General features: G+C 36.6%; 20 protein-coding genes. 3 read left to right on the top strand and 17 right to left on the bottom strand.

Going from position 1 to position 17,803, the window contains the following annotated elements:
* Positions 1-30: 30 nt before the first annotated feature.
* The 5 genes from ACVWXS_RS09505 to ACVWXS_RS09485 are packed head-to-tail and all read right to left on the bottom strand — an operon-like array spanning position 31 to position 2,636.
* A complete protein-coding gene (locus ACVWXS_RS09505; RefSeq protein ID WP_068984663.1) occupies positions 31-279 on the bottom strand; it encodes a hypothetical protein in 249 nt (82 codons plus the stop codon).
* On the bottom strand, positions 272-775 hold the full coding sequence (locus ACVWXS_RS09500) for an RNA polymerase sigma factor (protein WP_456957907.1): 504 nt from the start codon (positions 773-775) through the stop codon (positions 272-274). Before ACVWXS_RS09500 ends, ACVWXS_RS09505 begins: the two co-directional genes overlap by 8 nt.
* A gap of 7 nt (positions 776-782) precedes the next feature.
* Positions 783-1,163, bottom strand: coding sequence for a group-specific protein (locus tag ACVWXS_RS09495; protein ID WP_456957882.1), 381 nt, complete (start codon positions 1,161-1,163; stop codon positions 783-785).
* A gap of 4 nt (positions 1,164-1,167) precedes the next feature.
* The gene (locus ACVWXS_RS09490) at positions 1,168-1,917 is read right to left on the bottom strand and encodes an ABC transporter permease (protein WP_456957880.1); all 750 of its coding nucleotides are present in this window, start codon (positions 1,915-1,917) and stop codon (positions 1,168-1,170) included.
* Entirely contained in the window at positions 1,914-2,636 is a 723-nt protein-coding gene (locus ACVWXS_RS09485) for an ATP-binding cassette domain-containing protein (RefSeq protein ID WP_456957878.1), read from the bottom strand. The genes ACVWXS_RS09490 and ACVWXS_RS09485 overlap by 4 nt, the downstream gene beginning before the upstream one ends.
* A gap of 349 nt (positions 2,637-2,985) precedes the next feature.
* Here ACVWXS_RS09485 and ACVWXS_RS09480 point away from each other — a divergent pair, with 349 nt between their 5' ends.
* A complete protein-coding gene (locus tag ACVWXS_RS09480; RefSeq protein ID WP_456957876.1) occupies positions 2,986-3,573 on the top strand; it encodes a hypothetical protein in 588 nt (195 codons plus the stop codon).
* A gap of 74 nt (positions 3,574-3,647) precedes the next feature.
* Here ACVWXS_RS09480 and ACVWXS_RS09475 read toward each other — a convergent pair whose 3' ends face one another.
* The 12 genes from ACVWXS_RS09475 to ACVWXS_RS09420 form a co-directional block, all read right to left on the bottom strand.
* Positions 3,648-4,751 carry a C45 family autoproteolytic acyltransferase/hydolase gene (locus tag ACVWXS_RS09475; protein WP_456957874.1) on the bottom strand — a complete coding sequence of 368 codons (1,104 nt, stop codon included), beginning with the start codon at positions 4,749-4,751 and terminating at the stop codon, positions 3,648-3,650.
* Positions 4,752-4,857: 106 nt separating this feature from the next.
* Complete coding sequence (locus tag ACVWXS_RS09470; RefSeq protein ID WP_456957872.1) at positions 4,858-5,706, bottom strand: MerR family transcriptional regulator; 849 nt, start codon at positions 5,704-5,706, stop codon at positions 4,858-4,860.
* Positions 5,707-6,126: 420 nt separating this feature from the next.
* Positions 6,127-6,414 carry a DUF3784 domain-containing protein gene (locus ACVWXS_RS09465; RefSeq protein WP_402986393.1) on the bottom strand — a complete coding sequence of 96 codons (288 nt, stop codon included), beginning with the start codon at positions 6,412-6,414 and terminating at the stop codon, positions 6,127-6,129.
* A 32-nt stretch (positions 6,415-6,446) separates the two neighbouring features.
* Complete coding sequence (locus ACVWXS_RS09460; protein ID WP_456957870.1) at positions 6,447-7,736, bottom strand: alpha/beta hydrolase; 1,290 nt, start codon at positions 7,734-7,736, stop codon at positions 6,447-6,449.
* Positions 7,737-7,749: 13 nt separating this feature from the next.
* A complete protein-coding gene (locus tag ACVWXS_RS09455) occupies positions 7,750-8,829 on the bottom strand; it encodes a DUF1648 domain-containing protein (protein WP_456957868.1) in 1,080 nt (359 codons plus the stop codon).
* Positions 8,830-8,836: 7 nt separating this feature from the next.
* Positions 8,837-9,214: a GntR family transcriptional regulator gene (locus ACVWXS_RS09450; protein ID WP_456957866.1), complete on the bottom strand. Its 378-nt coding sequence runs from the start codon at positions 9,212-9,214 to the stop codon at positions 8,837-8,839.
* Between the two features lie 427 nt (positions 9,215-9,641).
* Positions 9,642-10,019 carry a carboxymuconolactone decarboxylase family protein gene (locus tag ACVWXS_RS09445; RefSeq protein WP_456957864.1) on the bottom strand — a complete coding sequence of 126 codons (378 nt, stop codon included), beginning with the start codon at positions 10,017-10,019 and terminating at the stop codon, positions 9,642-9,644.
* Positions 10,020-10,232: 213 nt separating this feature from the next.
* Complete coding sequence (gene argH, locus ACVWXS_RS09440) at positions 10,233-11,606, bottom strand: argininosuccinate lyase (protein ID WP_456957862.1); 1,374 nt, start codon at positions 11,604-11,606, stop codon at positions 10,233-10,235.
* A 74-nt stretch (positions 11,607-11,680) separates the two neighbouring features.
* Entirely contained in the window at positions 11,681-12,874 is a 1,194-nt protein-coding gene (locus tag ACVWXS_RS09435) for an argininosuccinate synthase (RefSeq protein ID WP_456957860.1), read from the bottom strand.
* Between the two features lie 323 nt (positions 12,875-13,197).
* Positions 13,198-14,544 carry a serine hydrolase domain-containing protein gene (locus ACVWXS_RS09430; RefSeq protein ID WP_456957858.1) on the bottom strand — a complete coding sequence of 449 codons (1,347 nt, stop codon included), beginning with the start codon at positions 14,542-14,544 and terminating at the stop codon, positions 13,198-13,200.
* 103 nt (positions 14,545-14,647) lie between these two features.
* Positions 14,648-15,397 carry an SDR family NAD(P)-dependent oxidoreductase gene (locus tag ACVWXS_RS09425; protein WP_456957856.1) on the bottom strand — a complete coding sequence of 250 codons (750 nt, stop codon included), beginning with the start codon at positions 15,395-15,397 and terminating at the stop codon, positions 14,648-14,650.
* Between the two features lie 14 nt (positions 15,398-15,411).
* Positions 15,412-16,359, bottom strand: coding sequence for an MBL fold metallo-hydrolase (locus ACVWXS_RS09420; protein ID WP_456957854.1), 948 nt, complete (start codon positions 16,357-16,359; stop codon positions 15,412-15,414).
* Positions 16,360-16,651: 292 nt separating this feature from the next.
* On the opposite strand from ACVWXS_RS09420, the gene ACVWXS_RS09415 reads away from it, so the two are divergent.
* Both ACVWXS_RS09415 and proC read left to right on the top strand, forming a co-directional pair.
* The gene (locus ACVWXS_RS09415; RefSeq protein WP_456957852.1) at positions 16,652-16,864 is read left to right on the top strand and encodes a hypothetical protein; all 213 of its coding nucleotides are present in this window, start codon (positions 16,652-16,654) and stop codon (positions 16,862-16,864) included.
* Positions 16,865-16,888: 24 nt separating this feature from the next.
* Positions 16,889-17,695, top strand: a complete 807-nt coding sequence (gene proC, locus ACVWXS_RS09410; RefSeq protein WP_456957850.1) for a pyrroline-5-carboxylate reductase — start codon at positions 16,889-16,891, stop codon at positions 17,693-17,695.
* The last annotated feature ends 108 nt before the right edge of the window (positions 17,696-17,803 follow it).

The following is a 17,803-nucleotide window of genomic DNA, read 5'->3' as shown; positions in this document are numbered from 1 at the left end:
TTGTGGCTCCGGGAAATTTAGTCGATTCTTTTATTGCAATAAAATTTGAAGAATTGTAATACATACAGCCGCAACAATGGGCACTACTTTTAAAGATGTGTAGCCGACCGAAGATGTACATATTGGTTCTAACGGATCCTTTGTTGGTGAAGCTAAATATTGAAGAAAACGTTGCCAGCGACTTTTCTTATATGTCATTAGCTGCTTGGGAATCTCCACTTCATCTTTATCTAAGCTGTCTTTTAACCATTGCTCTTTTTGAAATTCATCCTTAAGCATCGAAATCCTCCTTTAGCTCTTCCTTTAAAGTTCTTATCGCATTATGTAGCCTCGATTTAACTGTACCAAGCGGAATGGACAAAATTTGTGCAATTTCCTCCTGTGGCAAATCATGATAGTAAACGAGCAAAATAACTGCTCGTTGCTTTTCGGGTAATTGAAGTATCGCTTCTTGTATCGTTAATTTCTCGTCAGCAGACATTCGATGACTGGACGTCGGTACTAAAAACGGGAAGAGCGTGCGCCATTTTTTGCGCCGATTCAATTTATTAATCATTAAGCGATACGCGATTTGAAATAAAAAGGCTTTCACCGTTCCCTTTTGCTGATCAAAATCTTCTTTCATATATTGTAAACGCTCAAAGGTATCTTGCACAATATCAACGCTTAGCTGATCTTCCCGGGTATAACGAAATAAAAAGCAGTACAGAGGCTCATACAAACGACTATAGAGCTGTTCAAAGCCATTGACATCACCGTTCTTATAGGCCTCCATCCACTCCTCATTGCTTATCATCTAGCTCATCCCCCCAATGAGCCTTAATGGACTTCAATGTTATGGACACACGTGAAATTAAGTATGCGACTGTTACAATGACCCATACTTGCGATTGATTTGTAAAAAACTGCACATATGGATTTTCGATTGTTTGGCCGGTAGATACGAGCATATTTAATGCCTGCACACAAAATATCGTATAAATAGCTAAGACAAGCGTTAACGTATCAAACACATTCCAGCGTAAAAAAACAGTTGATTTTTTATAGTTAATTTTCCCATTCTCACGTACAATATATTTTCGCTCCATGGAAATAGCAATCACCATGAATACTACCATCATGATACCACCAATAATAAGAGACACCATCCATCCAATTCCCATCAAATCACCTACTGTTATATACTTTTTTAGCGATAGCTGCTAACACCAAGCTAATCACTGCTAAAATCATAAAATACTGATATTGCGGAAGCCAAGTTTCGCCCATTAAATTTAAAGACACTTGCAAGCTATCAAATAAATATAGCATTGGATTCCAGATTAAAAAAATAAAATAATCTTGGGGGTTTTTTTCCGCTAATGTTAAAAACATCGATGTCATTTGTATTGAAAACATAAATATCAACATAATCGGTACCAACATACTTGTTGCCACTTTTTCATTTTTAAATAGACCTGCCAATATAAAACTCAATGGATACAATGCCAGTAACACAAAGTTACTCATTAAAATAATTAGAATAAATGATGATAATGAAATATCAATAATAAAAGAGTAACCAATGAGGAGTAACACTAAAAATAGATTTAATAAAGTAAAAACACCGATTCCCATCCCAATATAGTAAGTGTGTGGCTTAATGCCTGTACGCTGCACCCATTGGAGGGTTTTATTGGCCTTCATATCTGCTAAATAAATTGTAGCACTAGAAAAAGAAAAGAAGAAGATTAGCATTATTATAGAAATCGGTAGAAACTGACCTTTAATCAAAAATTCAAATGATTCTTCAGTCATCACGCTTTTAGCAAAAAATGATATGCTCATAAATAAAAAGGCTGGCAGTATATTTCCAATAGCCATTCCTGGATTACGTACACTTTCCAACATATACATACGTGCAATTTGTTTCATCATCCCGCTTTTCCTCCTAAAATTTGACCTGTCACTTCATAGTAAAGACCTTCAATTCCCGGCAATTTCGCCTCTGTGTATTTTCTATGGAGCTCATCCTGTGTACTATTTTCAATAAGCTTCCCATCTTTTAAGATCACTACATAATCAAATAACGATTCTAATCCTGCTACCTCGTGGCTAATAATAATAATCATTTTGTTACGTTGACGAATTTCATGCTGTAAGTAAAACATCAATTGCTTTTTCTTCGTTAAATCTAAATCAGCAAATGGCTCATCTAATATGATAATCGGTTTATTTAATAAAAAAGAAAGGAAGATCGATACTGCTTTTCGCTGACCACCTGACGCATTTTTCACCAAGATATGGTCATAAGTTGGTAAACCTAATATTTCATAGAGCTCTCCCAATTCAACTTGATTGTTCGTTAATGTAGTAAAAAGTGCCATCACTTCACGAATTTTCAGATGCTGATAACTCGAAAAAAATTGGTATTGCAGCGCTACTTGCTCATGTACTTGTAGCGACGAATCATTGAATAAAATAGAACCTCCATCAGCTTTTTCATCTCCAGCTATACATTTCGATAATGTAGATTTCCCCGCTCCATTCTGCCCCAACAATAAATAGCAATAACCCATTTTAAATGTGGCCGACACACCATCTAAAACGTTCACACCATTATAATTTTTCACAAGATCCTTCACAATAAGCTCCAAAATAAACCCTCCCTATTTTTGTATTTTCACTAACTATACAAACGAGGATTGCAAAAGGTTCACTTTATTTTTAAAAAAATGAAATAAAATTATATGTTTCTATAAAATGATTTTTTATGTAAAATAAATAATTATTGGAAATTATTTAAAGACAAAGGCTCATCACCATAACGTGGGGCGATTTCCTGAATATACACGGAAAATATTCGATAAGAATTCACCCTTCAATATCCTATTGGCTATGGTATTTCACAACGAACAAAACTAAAATCGTATTTATATAGAGAAAAAAATTTTATTGTTTTTACAGTACGAATAATAGAAAACTATGTTAAAGGGAGTTACATAAGTGAGCGATTTAAAAGAACTTAAGTATTTTTTAGGACCATATTTTGGTTCAGAGATTGGCTGGGAGCTAATCGAATACGCTGTAATTAATCATAGAAAATTAAGTAGAGAAGAACGTTCCAAATTTAAAGAAGAACTTCTTTATATAAAACAACTATTAGAACAAAATCAGTATGATAAAATACAACAAATTATTGAGAAGAATGATTTTGAAGATACAAAGCTTTACGATATAGACAAAATACAAAAATTTATTGATGAGATTTTGCCTATTATTGAGAAATATGAATATAAGGAAGAGATCCCCTATGTCCCTTTTAAAGCTTTAAATTATTTATTTGATACAATTAATATCTCCGCTAAAGCATTTATATCTTTTGACTTTATTGCTATAGATATTAAAAGAGAAGGGGATACATTTATACATCATATCTTGCAGGATTTACAATATGTAAAAAAAGTCTTTATAGAGAAAGATGAGACTAAAATTCAAAAGTTACTCCAACTTGCAAGAGAAAAAGGAGTTTATATTTTAGACTCTCAATATCGTGATGAATTTATCCAAGTCGTAACGAATGAGTTAAGTTAATGAACAAGAAAGTCCTTTGATTAGCTTGCCAACCATCACAAAAGACCTCTCAGCAAAGAAAGGTCTTTTGTTGTTTAGGATTTAATTATTTTCCAAAATTCTGTCCCATAGCTTTTATGACTAAATTCAACAGGTATCTGTGTCTTCTCTAAGTTGTCGCCGACGCCTATTTTATTAACTTTATTTTGTAATGGTGAACCAAATGAAAATGCCAGTTGCAAATCAGTAAGGTTAAATAAAATTGAATGCACTGTGCCAAAGCCTTCTTTGTAATTATGAACAGATAACCCTTTAGGAAACTCTGTTAAAAGTAGTTCTTGGATTTCATCAATAGATTTTTTTCCACTTTCCTTACATTTTTTCTCTAAAATATCGTATCTTAACTGAGAATGCTCAAGTTTGCCTGGCTCCATTTCTTGTATTGTTGAAAACAGTCCATGGTTAGTTGCAATTAAATAATCTAATTCGGTACGTTTAACTTCTTTTACACCGTCGTATGTTCCAATCAATGCTGCATCGCCATGTGCATCAGCTATAAGTAAATTCATATTCGTTCCTACCGGCATATTGTTAACCATATAAATTGCTTCTTCAACATTTTTACAATTTTCTAATAACGCTCTGACGATAACCATAAACTGTAAACCATGTGCTGCGGGTGGTCTCATACCTGGATATTTCCCAATGGGCATACCACACGATGCATAAGCGACACACAGACCTTTTTCGTTTAAACCGTCACTTCGTCCGAATGTGGAAACAGAAAATCCTGTATGGGTATATTTCCCTTCTACATTTGTTGTACATAAGCGCATATCTGAAATATCAGGAGATAGATCATAATTTCTTACAACATATGTTTTACCATCAGCCATTTTTCCTGGCAAAATAGCCCCTAAACTACATCCTCCAGGAATTAACCACCCATTTTGATAATAATTTAATTGGTTAGGTTCATAGCCAAAGCCTTCCGCAAAGCCTTCTAATTCTTCGTTTAAACCTGGGCAATACTGTGCTATTTGTGCTTTCATTTCAAAATAAGCTTTATCAGAAGTGATATTTTCCGTAAAAAATAGCGATTTAGCAATAGGATTTTTTTGAAATTCTCGTGCTTGTTGTTTTCCAATCTCGTATGAACTGCCTTTAAGAAATGTAAATTGTCCTGTATTAGTTCTCATTGATATACTCCATTCTGTTTGTTACTAGCAAGCCATTGTTACCTTGCTAATTACAGAATAAAGTCTCCATCTACTGGAGAGTTTAGCTAGTATCGTCCTTCATTACCTACTTTCTAACTTTCACAAACACTTTTGTCAAAAAATCATTTGGATGGATCTCAATATTCGGTTTAATATTTATTGGGTTTACTACTTCAGATGGGATTAACCCCTTTATGTATTGCTCCATAAACATCCCTTCTACCTGAAGTGATTGCTTTGTAAGCCATTCCTGCAAACGACTATAGCCATAATGTAGCTCTGAATAGGGTCCTTTTACATTGATACAAGCATACATGCCTTCTGGTATTTCTTTTATATTCGTATTCTGCTGAGATGCTTTTACTGGTAACAGTAGCTCAACATCTGCTGCATTTTGATGTCTATCATGTTGATGAAAAATCGAAAGAAGCTCCCCATCAATCTCTAATTGATAGGCATATATTCGTTCAAATAATTTTTGCACTAGCCTATCCATGTCAATGATGTTTATCTTTTCACGGATGGATAGCACGTGTATTTTTGGTCGTTCTTCTATGTAACAAGTGGATAATGTTGGCTTTGGAGTTAATGTCTCAGCACTCTTTAGAGAATTTTTCACCTGGACAATAGTATGAATTTGTTGCGCGATCATTTCTTGTTGGTGCTCTAATTCCTGAATTTTATTAGTTAATCTCAGCTCTAAATCTTCCCTATCATTTTGTCCTTTAGTAACCTGTTCAATTTCTTTTAATGAAAAATGGCAATTTTTTAGAACCTGTATAGTCTTTAGCTCTTCAATCTTATCGTAATCATAATAACGATAGCCGGTCACTTGATCTATAAAAGATGGCTCGAGTAACCCAATATCATTATAATATCGAATCGTTTTTACAGGGACATCACACAGTTTCGAAAACTTTCCAATGCTATACATAATAAAACCTTCTTTTCAAATTTTGTTGAATTCGATTAATCATGCTATTTCCTTCACTTTCAAATCGCTCCTTGCTTAGTTATTATATATCGTACGATAGAATGTGGTAAATGTTTCAAATAGCATGACCATAACATGGGGTTGATTGGGTCGTTCGATGAGCCGCTCCGTTCTCAGTCTCATTGATCAGCTTGCCTAAATTCTTAAGATGGTTTATATAAAGAGCCCTAAGTAAACAAAAGAGTATGCTCTGATTTGAGCATACTCTTTTGTTAGATACTAATTATGAGCATTTCTGATACTATGCAATGGATGATCATACTGTTTCGTAGGAGCATTACCTTTCTTCCGCGGGTATTTACTAATTTCAATCGGTTCACCTCTGTTAATAAACAGGAGATGAATTGCTCGTATAGAAACTTACTTTTTAAAACGATTGCCTGTATTGGCGTATACAAGTGCGAAAATTGTAAGCCCTATAAAGAGAATTAGCCCTACGATAAATAGCCATTCCGTCTTGAATAGCTCATTCAACCCCCATAATAGCAAGCAAAAACAGTAGCCATACATCACCTTACCCATAAATTTAGCAAGTGCTTTTTCGTTATATTTCTCTTTTTCACTGTCAGACATCGTATTATAGCCTGCTAGTAAAAATGCTCCTTTTCCTTGAGATAAAACGATCGCAAAGATTAGGAATGGAATCATAATTATAAAGTAAACAACGGCTTCCATCATGCTTAGTCTCTATTTTCATTCATAATAAATTGCTGAATGGCTGGCAGTAGTTCCTTATGAAGTGGCAATGATGGGTCTGAATACGTCGCTAAATTGCCTGCACGATCTGCTGGGGCATCCTTTAACACATGATTCATGCCGTCCATATATAAGAGCTCGGCATCTTGTTTACTTTTCTTTAACGCTTCCGCATCAGTTGCTGTTACTTGTAGATCATTCGTACCTTGGACAAGTAGAACACGGCTATTCACTTTTGCTAATTCACTTGCAGGGTTATATTTTAACCATGACATCATATAGGGTTGAACAGAAGAACGGAATAATGCTTGTAAATCTGGTGAAACGTTCTTCACTAGCTCGCCTTTTTTCAAGGATGCCAGTATATCTGTTGATTCCTTTAGAAGCTGTGGTGATAACTGACCTTTTAATTGCTCTAGCAGAACTTCATCTATTGGTCTTCCAGTGCCTGCTATGGAAACAAAGGACTCTACATTTGTTTTTTGTGCTGCTAATAAACCGATTAGTGAGCCTTCGCTATGTCCAATAATATGAACACTTGAATAAGCTTTATTAGCTAAAAGGGTATTAATTACTTGAACTGCGTCGTCTACATAATGGTCAATAGACATATCCTCTTCCTTTGTTGAAAGCGATTTATTGTCCCCAATTCCACGCTTATCGTAACGAACAGATGCTATCCCTTCATTTGCTAAGCCTTCTGCCAGCATTTTTAAACTATCATTTTTCCCAGCTAAAGCCGAATTACCATCCTTATCAGTTGGACCAGAGCCAGCTAAAATTAGTACAACTGGAGATGGCTGTTCGCTAGCCTTTTGAAGTGCCACTGTTAAATCACCATCTTTAACAGGAATCTTCACTGTTTCATAAGTCACGGGTTGTTCTTTATAAGGTTTTAACACTAGTGGGAATTTGCCACCATTTTGTTGGAATGTTGCCTCAATTTGCTGATCTTTTAATGTCCCGTTAATTTCAATATTAGAGCCATTTAAGTTGATCGCAACCGTTACTTGATCGCCGTTATATTTAATGTTGTTAAATGGATAATTGGCTAAGCCTTGTACTGGTACTGATAATGTCCCACTATCCTTTTGTAACTCAACAATAATTGGAAGTGCCCCGTTTGGTGTCTCAATATTCCCTTCCCATTTGCCTACTAGCTGCTCATTCATTTTCTCATCCCTCTCAGTCACTTTTCCTTTTGCGTTATCTTCCTTCTGAGTGCAGGCTGCTAGTAGAAAAAATGCGCAACATAAAAAGAATAGTTTTTTCATAAAATCTCCCCCTCTATTGAAAGATGGTCAATAAGATTGGTAAAAATATGACGAATAAAATGATATAGCTCCATTTATTTGCCAGATTCAGGGTCCAACCAACACCGAATTTTTTTTGTACTAATAATGAAGGGTCATTTTTATTAATGTATAAAATACCCCATTTCCAGTATCGATCATCGGCAACAGCTGTTTCATTTGTATGTAAATCATCAAAACGTTCATTACTTTTATTGAACTTCCAAATTAAGAGGATAAGCCCACCTAAAATGATTACATTAAAAACGATAAAGAGCGGGAAAAAGTAAGGAACCGTTTGACCCTCTAAAATCACTGTCGTGTAATGTGAAACTACAAAAAGAATGGTTAAACTAAAATTAATTGCAACGAAGTACCAGCTTCCATACTTACGTTGTTTAAGCTCTCTATTGGCTGAAGCTTCTTTGTCTTGTGCACTCAATTGTATTTTGGCACTTTTCATACCTTTACTCATGATGAAAAAGCTGATTTGTAGCCCTAGTAACATAAGTGGCAATTCGATAACTGATAGCCATGTTTTTTCTGTCCAGGCATCTACCTCACCCGCTGCATTCCAATGGGTAGCAAATACATCTGGGATTGAACTGTAATTCATATATGTAAAGGTAATCAATGCTAAAGTAATAATAATTGGTAATGTGAAAAATGTAGGTGAGAGTACTTCATCTCTGTCTCGTATAGATAAATCCGTGACATAAACAGTTTTTACGTGTGCTTCCCAATTTTCTTGTTTTTTCAGTTTTTTCGTTTTTAAATGATAAAACATATAAAGTCCGGCTGATATGAGCAGCATGACGTATAGTAAGATTAAGGATAATAAAACAAATTTCTCTTCCTGAATGGACGTAAATAGTAGTAAAATTTGGCCTAAAAGAAAGGCAGCTGCTATGCTTCCAACAAACATGCTGTAGTGCTTTTTGAATATTCGCAATTGCTGATGTTGCACATAGGGCTCTGGAATTGAAACACCAAACACGATTGTTTTTCTAGTTAAATGTGGTGTTATTGTTTCCAATACTCCTACGAAGATAAAAATGCCTAATATAAAAAGCATATTTTCCCTACTTCCATTGTTTTAAAATTCGATGAAACAAACTCGTCATCTGATCTTTTTCAAGACCACGTGCAAACGCTTCAGCCATAATTGGCTTTAATGCATTTTCTACTTTTTCCATTTCTGTCTCTTCCAGTTCTTTTTTTTGACCACCGATAATGATCGCCTTTGCTTTCGGCTTTAATTCGATTAAGCCTTTTTCTTCAAGTTCATGATAGCTTTTACTTACCGTACTGACATTAATACCTAAATCCGAAGCCATTGAACGAACTGACGGTAATGTATCACTATTTTTTAACTCACCCTTAGCTATTAACTCAATTAACTGATTCGCTAACTGTTTATAAAGCTGTAATTCACTGCTTGGATCTAAATGAATTTGCATCTTACCCCTCCAATCTGTATCGCTTATTACCAAACAGAAATCTGTCACACTTAGAATAATACAGATTTATATTTAATGTCAAATTAATTACAATCTTTTCATATAAAAAGGACCCAGAAAAATTCTGGATCCAAGAACACTTATTACTATTTGATTTTATTTGTATCGGTTTTTGCTTCTTCTTAAGCTACAACAAAACAGAATATCCTCTGCCTCACCAATTCCTTAAGATTTTTAGAAGCTCACCTTATACAACTGTGGCGGACTTTCCTGAGATTCCTGGTCTTTGGGTGTTAGACTACTCATTCTACATCCTCCTAATCATATTAGATTAATAAGTGATTCCGCACTTAATATGAGCCGTTTAACCAGTATTTATTCATGGTTTTTCTTATTTTTTAATGGTTGCCTTAAAGACGCACTATCTTTACGCTTGTTCTTTAAAGACTTGTTGCGCAATGGTTAGTGCATTTTGCACACGTGGAAAACCTATGTAAGGCACTAATTGCAATAATGCTTCCACGATTTCTGTTTGTGTTAAGCCTGCATGTAAACCACGTTTAATATGTGTTTTTGTTTGTGGAGCAGCACCTTGAGTTACTACTGCCGTCATGACAACAAGTGCACGGCTTTTAGCATCTAGCCCTGGGCGTGAATAAACATCGCCATAAGCAAATTCAATAATCATTTTGCGTAAATCCGGTGCCACATCAGCTAGTGCATCCGACTCAATCATTCGTGCTGCTTCTTCCTCCGTGACATATTGTTTAATTGTTTCGTACCCCAATGTAAAACGATCATTCATTTGTAAATCCCTCCCATTGTTATTTCTTTACACAAAAACCCCAATTCCGCGTCTCCAGAATTGGGGATTGTCCTTCACGTATGTAAGGGGCTCTTTTTCATTTCACCCTCCGGCTCTAACGAAAAAGGAAAATGGGTTTTCATAGTGCCTCACTGGACAGCTTTAATGAATATCTATGCAAAAGTCACGAGGACATGCACGCTAAGGTAATTATTAAAAAAGACAAGTTTTTGCCTTTTCAATTTGGATTTTTACTTGATCAAATCCTGTACCACCTAAAGAATGACGACGGCGAACCGCTGCTTCTGGTGCTAGTACGTCGTAAATATCCGCTTCGATCAGTTCACTTTCTTGTTTCATCTCTTCAAGCGGTAAATCTAATAAATAGATGCCCTTTTGGATACATGTGAATACAAGTTTTCCTGTCACTTCATGTGCTTCACGGAAAGGCATACCTTTTGTTGCAAGATAATCTGCAAGCTCCGTAGCATTGGAGAAGTCAGAGTGTACTGCCTGGTGCAAACGCTCTGTATTGACAGTCATTGTGCGAATCATACCTTCAAAGATTTTTAGGGAACCAAGAATTGTATGGACTGTATCGAACATACCTTCTTTATCTTCTTGCATATCTTTGTTGTATGTTAACGGTGTTCCTTTAAGGACTGTTAATAAGCCCATTAAGTTACCGTAAACACGCCCTGTTTTTCCACGAATTAACTCGGCCATATCAGGATTTTTCTTTTGAGGCATAATGGAAGAACCTGTTGAGAAGGCATCATCCAATTCGATAAATTTGAATTCATCTGTTGACCACAAAATAATTTCCTCTGCAAAACGAGATAAATGCGCCATTAATAATGATGAATGGCTTAAAAATTCAACGATAAAATCACGGTCACTTACTGCATCCATAGAGTTGGCATAAACCTCGCTAAATCCTAGTAATTCTGCTGATTTTAATCGGTCGATTGGGAAAGTTGTGCCAGCCATTGCACCTGCACCTAAAGGCAGAATATCAATACGCTTCATCGATTCCGTAAAACGTTGTTTATCACGCTCTAACATCCAGAAATAGGCCATTAAGTGATGAGCAAACGAGATTGGCTGTGCACGCTGAAGATGTGTATAGCCTGGAGCAATCGTTTCCACATGCTCTTCTGCTTTTTCTAGCAATGTTTTTTGGAATGTTTCAATTAAACCGATTGCTTCCTTCACACGCTTCTTCAAGAAAATATGCATATCGGTTGCCACTTGGTCATTTCGGCTACGACCTGTGTGTAGTTTACCACCTACAGGACCAATTAAATCAATAAGCATTTTTTCCAAATTCAAGTGAATATCTTCATTGGCAACTGTAAATTCTAGCTCACCTGCAATTGCCTTTTCTTGTAATTGTGCTAGACCACCAAGAATGGCCTCTACGTCAGCCGTTGGTAAAATCTCTGTTGCGCCAAGCATCGTAACATGCGCTACGCTACCTTCTAGATCTTCTAGAACAAGCTGTTGGTCAAAGCCAATCGATGCGCCGAACTCGTCCACCCATGCTTCTGCTGATTTTTGGAAACGTCCGCCCCAAAGTTTTGTCATAACAGCTCACCTTTTCCTTCATGACTTATCAAAAAGGTGCAGCGCAATGCTACACTACACCTTACTTGTCAAAATTATTTTTTATTAACAGAAGAATTCACTACTGTTGGCAGACCCCATAATTCGATGAAGCCTACTGCTGATGCATGGTTGAATTGGTCTTCTTTTGAATATGTTGCTAATTTTTCATTGTATAGTGAATTTGGAGATTTACGTCCTTCCACAATGGCATGACCTTTATAAAGCTTCACGCGTACAGTTCCGTTCACAAACTTTTGTGATTCAGCAAGGAATGCTTCCAAAGCATCACGTAATGGAGAGAACCATAAACCATCATAAATTAATTCAGATAGCTTTTTCTCAATGACTGGTTTGAAGTGTGCTAACTCTTTTACAAGTGTTAAGTCTTCAAGTTCTTTATGAGCCGTTAATAGCACTTTTGCTCCTGGAATTTCGTATACTTCACGAGATTTAATACCAACTAATCGGTTTTCTACGTGATCGATACGCCCAACACCATGTGCTCCAGCTACTGCATTTAGTTCTTGGATTAAATCAGCAAGCTTCATTTCTTTACCGTTTAAAGATACTGGCTTACCAGCAACAAATTCAAGTTCTACATATTCTGCAACGTCTGGAGCGTTTTCCACAGAAACTGTTAAACCGTATGCTTCTTCTGGTGGAGATACCCATGGATCTTCCATTACACCCGCTTCATTTGCACGGCCCCATAAGTTTTGGTCAATAGAGAATGGTGAATCTAACGTTGCAGGAATCGGTACATCATGTTTCATTGCATATTCGATTTCCTCATCACGGCTCCAGCCCCACTCACGTACAGGTGCTAATACCTCTAAGTCTGGATTTAACGCTTTGATTGAAACTTCGAAACGAACTTGGTCATTACCTTTACCTGTGCAACCATGAGCTACTGCGTCCGCACCTACTTGGTTTGCAATTTCCACTAATTTTTTTGAAATTAATGGACGAGAAAGTGCCGATACTAGTGGATATTTTTGTTCGTACCAAGTATGAGCTTGTAATGAGATTAATGCATATTCTTCAGCAAACTCATCCTTCGCATCTACCATATATGATTCAATAGCTCCTACTTGAAGAGCTTTATTTTTTACAAATTCAAGATCCTTACCTTCACCTACGTCAAGACAAACTGCAATAACGTCCCAACCTTGTTCTTTTAACCATGGAATTGCTACCGAAGTATCAAGACCGCCTGAGTATGCTAATACTACTTTTTTATTTGCCATAACAAATGCGCCTCCAATTTGCTCTATAGGATATGTATTTTTATACATTCACTTAAAAGTTTATACACGAATAGTATCATGTTATAAAAATAAAAACAAGTGTATTTTTATAAATTCATAGACTTTTATGTTTATTGCAAAAATGTGAGTCATTCCAATACTTTAAGACCTTGTAAGACTGTGAATATTTTTACTCGGAAAAATAAGTTTTTACAGGCTCCCTGAATGTATACAATATAAATTCTAGCGATAAATAAAAAGAATCCATTGGGCAAAATGGATTCTTTTTGTTTGTAGTCAAATTATAAAACTACAATAATATTTTATTTTTCTCTAAGTGTGTGGACATTTATTTTACTAGCAATTGTTTTTTGATTTTCACTAATAACCGTTAATGTATTTTGCTTGATTGTTACTAGAAAATCTATACCGCGCAAGAAAAACTCATCTTCCTTTAACGCATATAATTCAAGTGGCATTGAACCTGGTAAGAAAATATATAAGTGACCATCATCCTGTAAGGCTACGTCAACTGTGTGTTCAGGATGTTTTTGTAGCTGATATTTACCTTCATAACCCTGTAATGTTTCGATTGGTAAATGCACAGCTTTATATTGCTCTGGCTTTTTCGGTAAATGGAATTCATGTGTGGTAAGCGCTCCTTCAATCGCTTCACCAATAGCTATTTCATAGTTCAATTCTTGCTCTTTGTTACGTAAAAATACGAAGATCGTCTTAGATTGTAGATAAATTTTAAAGGTTGTTGCATAGCCCAGCCAGCCACCATTGTGCCATACACATTTCCCTAGTTGTTCATCTTCATTAATAATCCAGCCCATACCGTAAGAAAAAGGTTGTTCTACAGTAAAAGTTGATGGGGTGAAGGCTTGCTCAAGTAATGCTTCATCCCAAAGTTGTGCCTCAATGACAGCACGACCTAATTTCCATAAGTCCTCTACCGTTGAATAGATCCCACCATCACCAGTTATATAATTTAAACAGGTAGCACCTTTCGTTTCTTCGTGTTGAGAAGGGTCTACATATTTTCCAGCATACACATCATACACATAGCCCTGTGCAATTTCGTTCGCAAATTGTTCCGTAAAAGTAGTTGACGTTACAGTTGTGTTCACCATATGTAAAGGTTTAAAAATAGCCTCAGTCAGATATTTAGAGAAACTTTCATTTGTTATACGCTCAATTAAAAGAGCAAGTAAAACATAGCCTGTATTGCTGTATTCCATTCGCTCACCTGCTTCAAAAAGGCTTGGTGGCGCATATTGAGTCAATAGATTTAGCACGTCTTCATTTGTAGCAATTGTAGTATCATCCCAATGATTCGAAAACAATTCCATATAATCAGGTAAACCTGAAGTATGTTGTAATAAATGGCGCACGGTTATATTTGCGTAAGGAAAATTATCGAACCATCTGTTAAGATGATCATCGAATGTCATTTTATTTTCTTGTACTAAAAGTAAAATTCCCAATGCTGTAATAGGCTTTGATACAGAAGCTAAGTTAAAACGTTGATGAAGTTGCATTGGTGCATGTGTTTGAATAGAGGCTTCGCCATATGCCCCTTGTAAGAAAAGTGTCTCTCCTTGTGCAAGTAACACTGTACCATTAAACGTATTTTCAAGCTGTTCTTTTACTTTATGCCAATCCATTTGTCATTTCCTCCTCAACAATTTGATACAAGTGCTGTATTAAACTGTGTAGTCGTTTTATATTATACAAATGTTTCCAAAATAATCAATTGTAGAGACACTACTATTTCTTATTGAAAAATGATTTACCTAAAAATTCAACTGTTGCAGGAGCGATCGCATAAAGCTTGCTCGATAACCCCATGATTTTTGGTAAATTTACCTCTCGCACAGGGCGTTCAATTGTTTTTACAGTAGCCTGCGCCACTTCTTCTGCTGTTAATAAAAATCTTCCTAAAGACTCTCGATAGCCACTTTCATCACTCGCTTTATCTAAAAATGGTGTATCGATTGGACCTGGATGTATCGCTGTAACTTTAACATGATAAGGAGCCAGTTCCATGCGAAGCCCATTCGTAAAGCCGACAATCGCATGCTTTGTAGCCGCATAAACACTGGCCTTCGGTGTTGCTACTTTTCCTGCCTGTGAGCCAATGAAGATTAACTGACCTTGCTGACGTTGTATCATTGCTGCAGCTAGACGTTTTGATAAATACATCGGTACACTGACATTTAGCTCTACCATTTGTCTGATAGCTTCATCTGATAAGTCAGGTGCAATGCCAAATTTACCTACCCCGGCTGATAAAATAGATACATCAAGAGGTGGTAGCTGTGCACATACTTCATCTATTGTTGCTAAATTAGTTAAATCTGCTTGGATCACGTTGGCGCCTAAGCGTTCTAATGCTTTCAATGCCACTGTATTGCGTCCTGTTGCATAAACCGTATGACCTTGTGCGACTAATAATTCTGTAATTTTCAATCCTACACCACTTGTTGCACCTGTAACGAAGATCGTCTTTTTATTCATTTTCTTGTATAAACCTACTTCCTTTTATATAAATAGATACCTTCTTCCGTTTTCGTCGATGTAATATAATTGTTTGCTTCTAAGTAATCTATATGGCCAAGCGTTTTGGACAGTGTCAATCCAAATTGACGCTGAAAAATTGCCGGATATAAGCGTTTCGTTACTTGCACGACAGTTAATGGTTCGTCCTCAAATAATTCGCAAACTTTCAGAGATTGCTGATGTTGGCGTTCTAGTCGTTTATCAATTAAATGAGGAATATCCTCTAACTCCGCACCATGTCCTGTATACATCGTTTTTACTGGTAATTTACGTAAAATTTCAAGCGAATCATTATATTGTAGTATCGATTTAGTACGCCCGATTGTCCGATCCAATGGTGGTTCAATTAATGGATTTGGCGTTATTTTTTCAAGCAATAAATCTCCACCAATGACATGATGAGATTTTTCATCCCAGAAGATGAGGTGGCTTTGTGCATGACCTAATGTTTCAATTGCCTTTAATCCCGGATGTCCTGGCACTTCATCACCATCATATAGAATTTGTGTTAATGGGCGTTCCCCTACAAGCTCTAATTCACGACGGACATGTACATTTGTTTGGATATATTGTCGAGGAACACCGTGCTCAAACAAGCGTTCACTATAAAACTGCTCATGGTAACGTAAAAATTCCTCATCATGACGAAGCCACTTATCATTATAGGCATGCCCTAATATTTCTGCATGTGGAAAGGCATCCACCCAACCTGCATGATCTGGATGATGGTGGGTTAACACAACCTGTTCAATATCTCGCATATCAAAGCCCGCTGCGCGAATACCCCATTTTAGCGCATCATAGGCATCCATCGTTTTTGGACCTACATCAAAAATTGTCAATGCATCACCTTTTACAACAAAAGCATTGACATCTCCTACTTCATAGGGTGTTGGTATTTCTATTTTGTATATAGACAAAAGCTGTTTCCCCCTTTAATGCAACTAGTGAATACTGATTCATTCTATTTTACAAGTTTTTCTTCTTTTCGTCACCCTTCTGTTGACAGGTTGACGTATTATCAATATAATTTTGAATAATTAAATTATTTTCGTGCGTTGATGAAGCCAAGTACGTATTTGGTGAAGGTGTTTAGAGAATGTTACATTTGCTGAAAGTAACATCACCCGCTCCCATTACCGAACCTACTTCTGAGCAGTTATGAAAACATAACCGTTTCCCTTGCGATAAAAGGGCTGTGAGTTGTGCCAATTGGCAAACAAAGGTGGTACCGCGGAAACAATAGCGTTTTCGTCCTTCTATATAAGGACGGGAGCGCTTTTTTTTCTTCATTCAGCAAATGTTTTAGTAGCGAAAGCGAAGCGGCAGCTGCAAATCTTTTCTGTGCGAAAGCGAAGCGTCAGCTACATATGTTTTGGTAGCCAAAGCGAAGCGGCAGCTACAATTACGCCAAGGCAAAATTGATTTTGAGAACTGGAGGTTTTAATCATGAAAAAAATACTATTTATTGGTGCAGGCTCTATGGCAGAGGCATTAATTCAGGGCTGGATTAAACAAAAGGTATTTACAGCACAAGAAATTTACGTCACCAATCGCTCAGACAAAGAACGTTTACATTTTTTACACGACACATATGGTGTGAATTGCAATTTTAGCCATGATATTTATCAACAGGCTGATTTAATCATTTTAGCCATGAAACCTAAGGATGCCGTGGCAGCGATGCATATGTTAAAACCTAAAATCACAGAGCAATCAGCCGTTCTTTCCATTTTAGCAGGTATTGCTATTACTACTATTACAGAACATTTAGGTGCCCGTCCAGTCGCACGCGTTATGCCTAACACTTCTGCCACGATTGGGATGTCTGCAAGTGGGATTGCCTTTAATGACAAAGTTACAGTAGCACAGCGCTCGATTTTCTTACAGCTATTAGAGGCGGTTGGTTCAGTCATTGAAGTGGATGAGGATCAATTACATGCAGTAACGGCCCTTTCAGGTAGTGGTCCAGCTTATATTTATTATTTAATGGAGGCTTTTGAAAGAGTCGGTACAAAGGTAGGGCTCTCCAAAGATATAGTACGACTATTAATGACACAAACACTTGCTGGCACTGCTGAAATGTTGAAACAATCTGTTGACGAGCCTGATGTATTGCGTCGAAAAGTAACAAGTCCAGGTGGCACAACGGAAGCTGGAATTAAGGCTCTTGAACAATATCAATTTAATGAGGCCATTGAAGCATGTATTAAAGAAGCTGAGGCACGATCTCGTTCACTTGCAAATAGTAAGTAATGTGTGCAAAATAAAGTGAAACTTTAATCAGTGGGGGTTTTCTTCATCCCCCACTGATTATTAGTTGAACGAATCGGGCTTTTACGGGCAGTTTATCCCCCATCTAAT

It is taken from the genome of Lysinibacillus sp. TE18511 (assembly GCF_054062295.1).
This window is presented reverse-complemented; position numbering and strand designations above follow the sequence as displayed.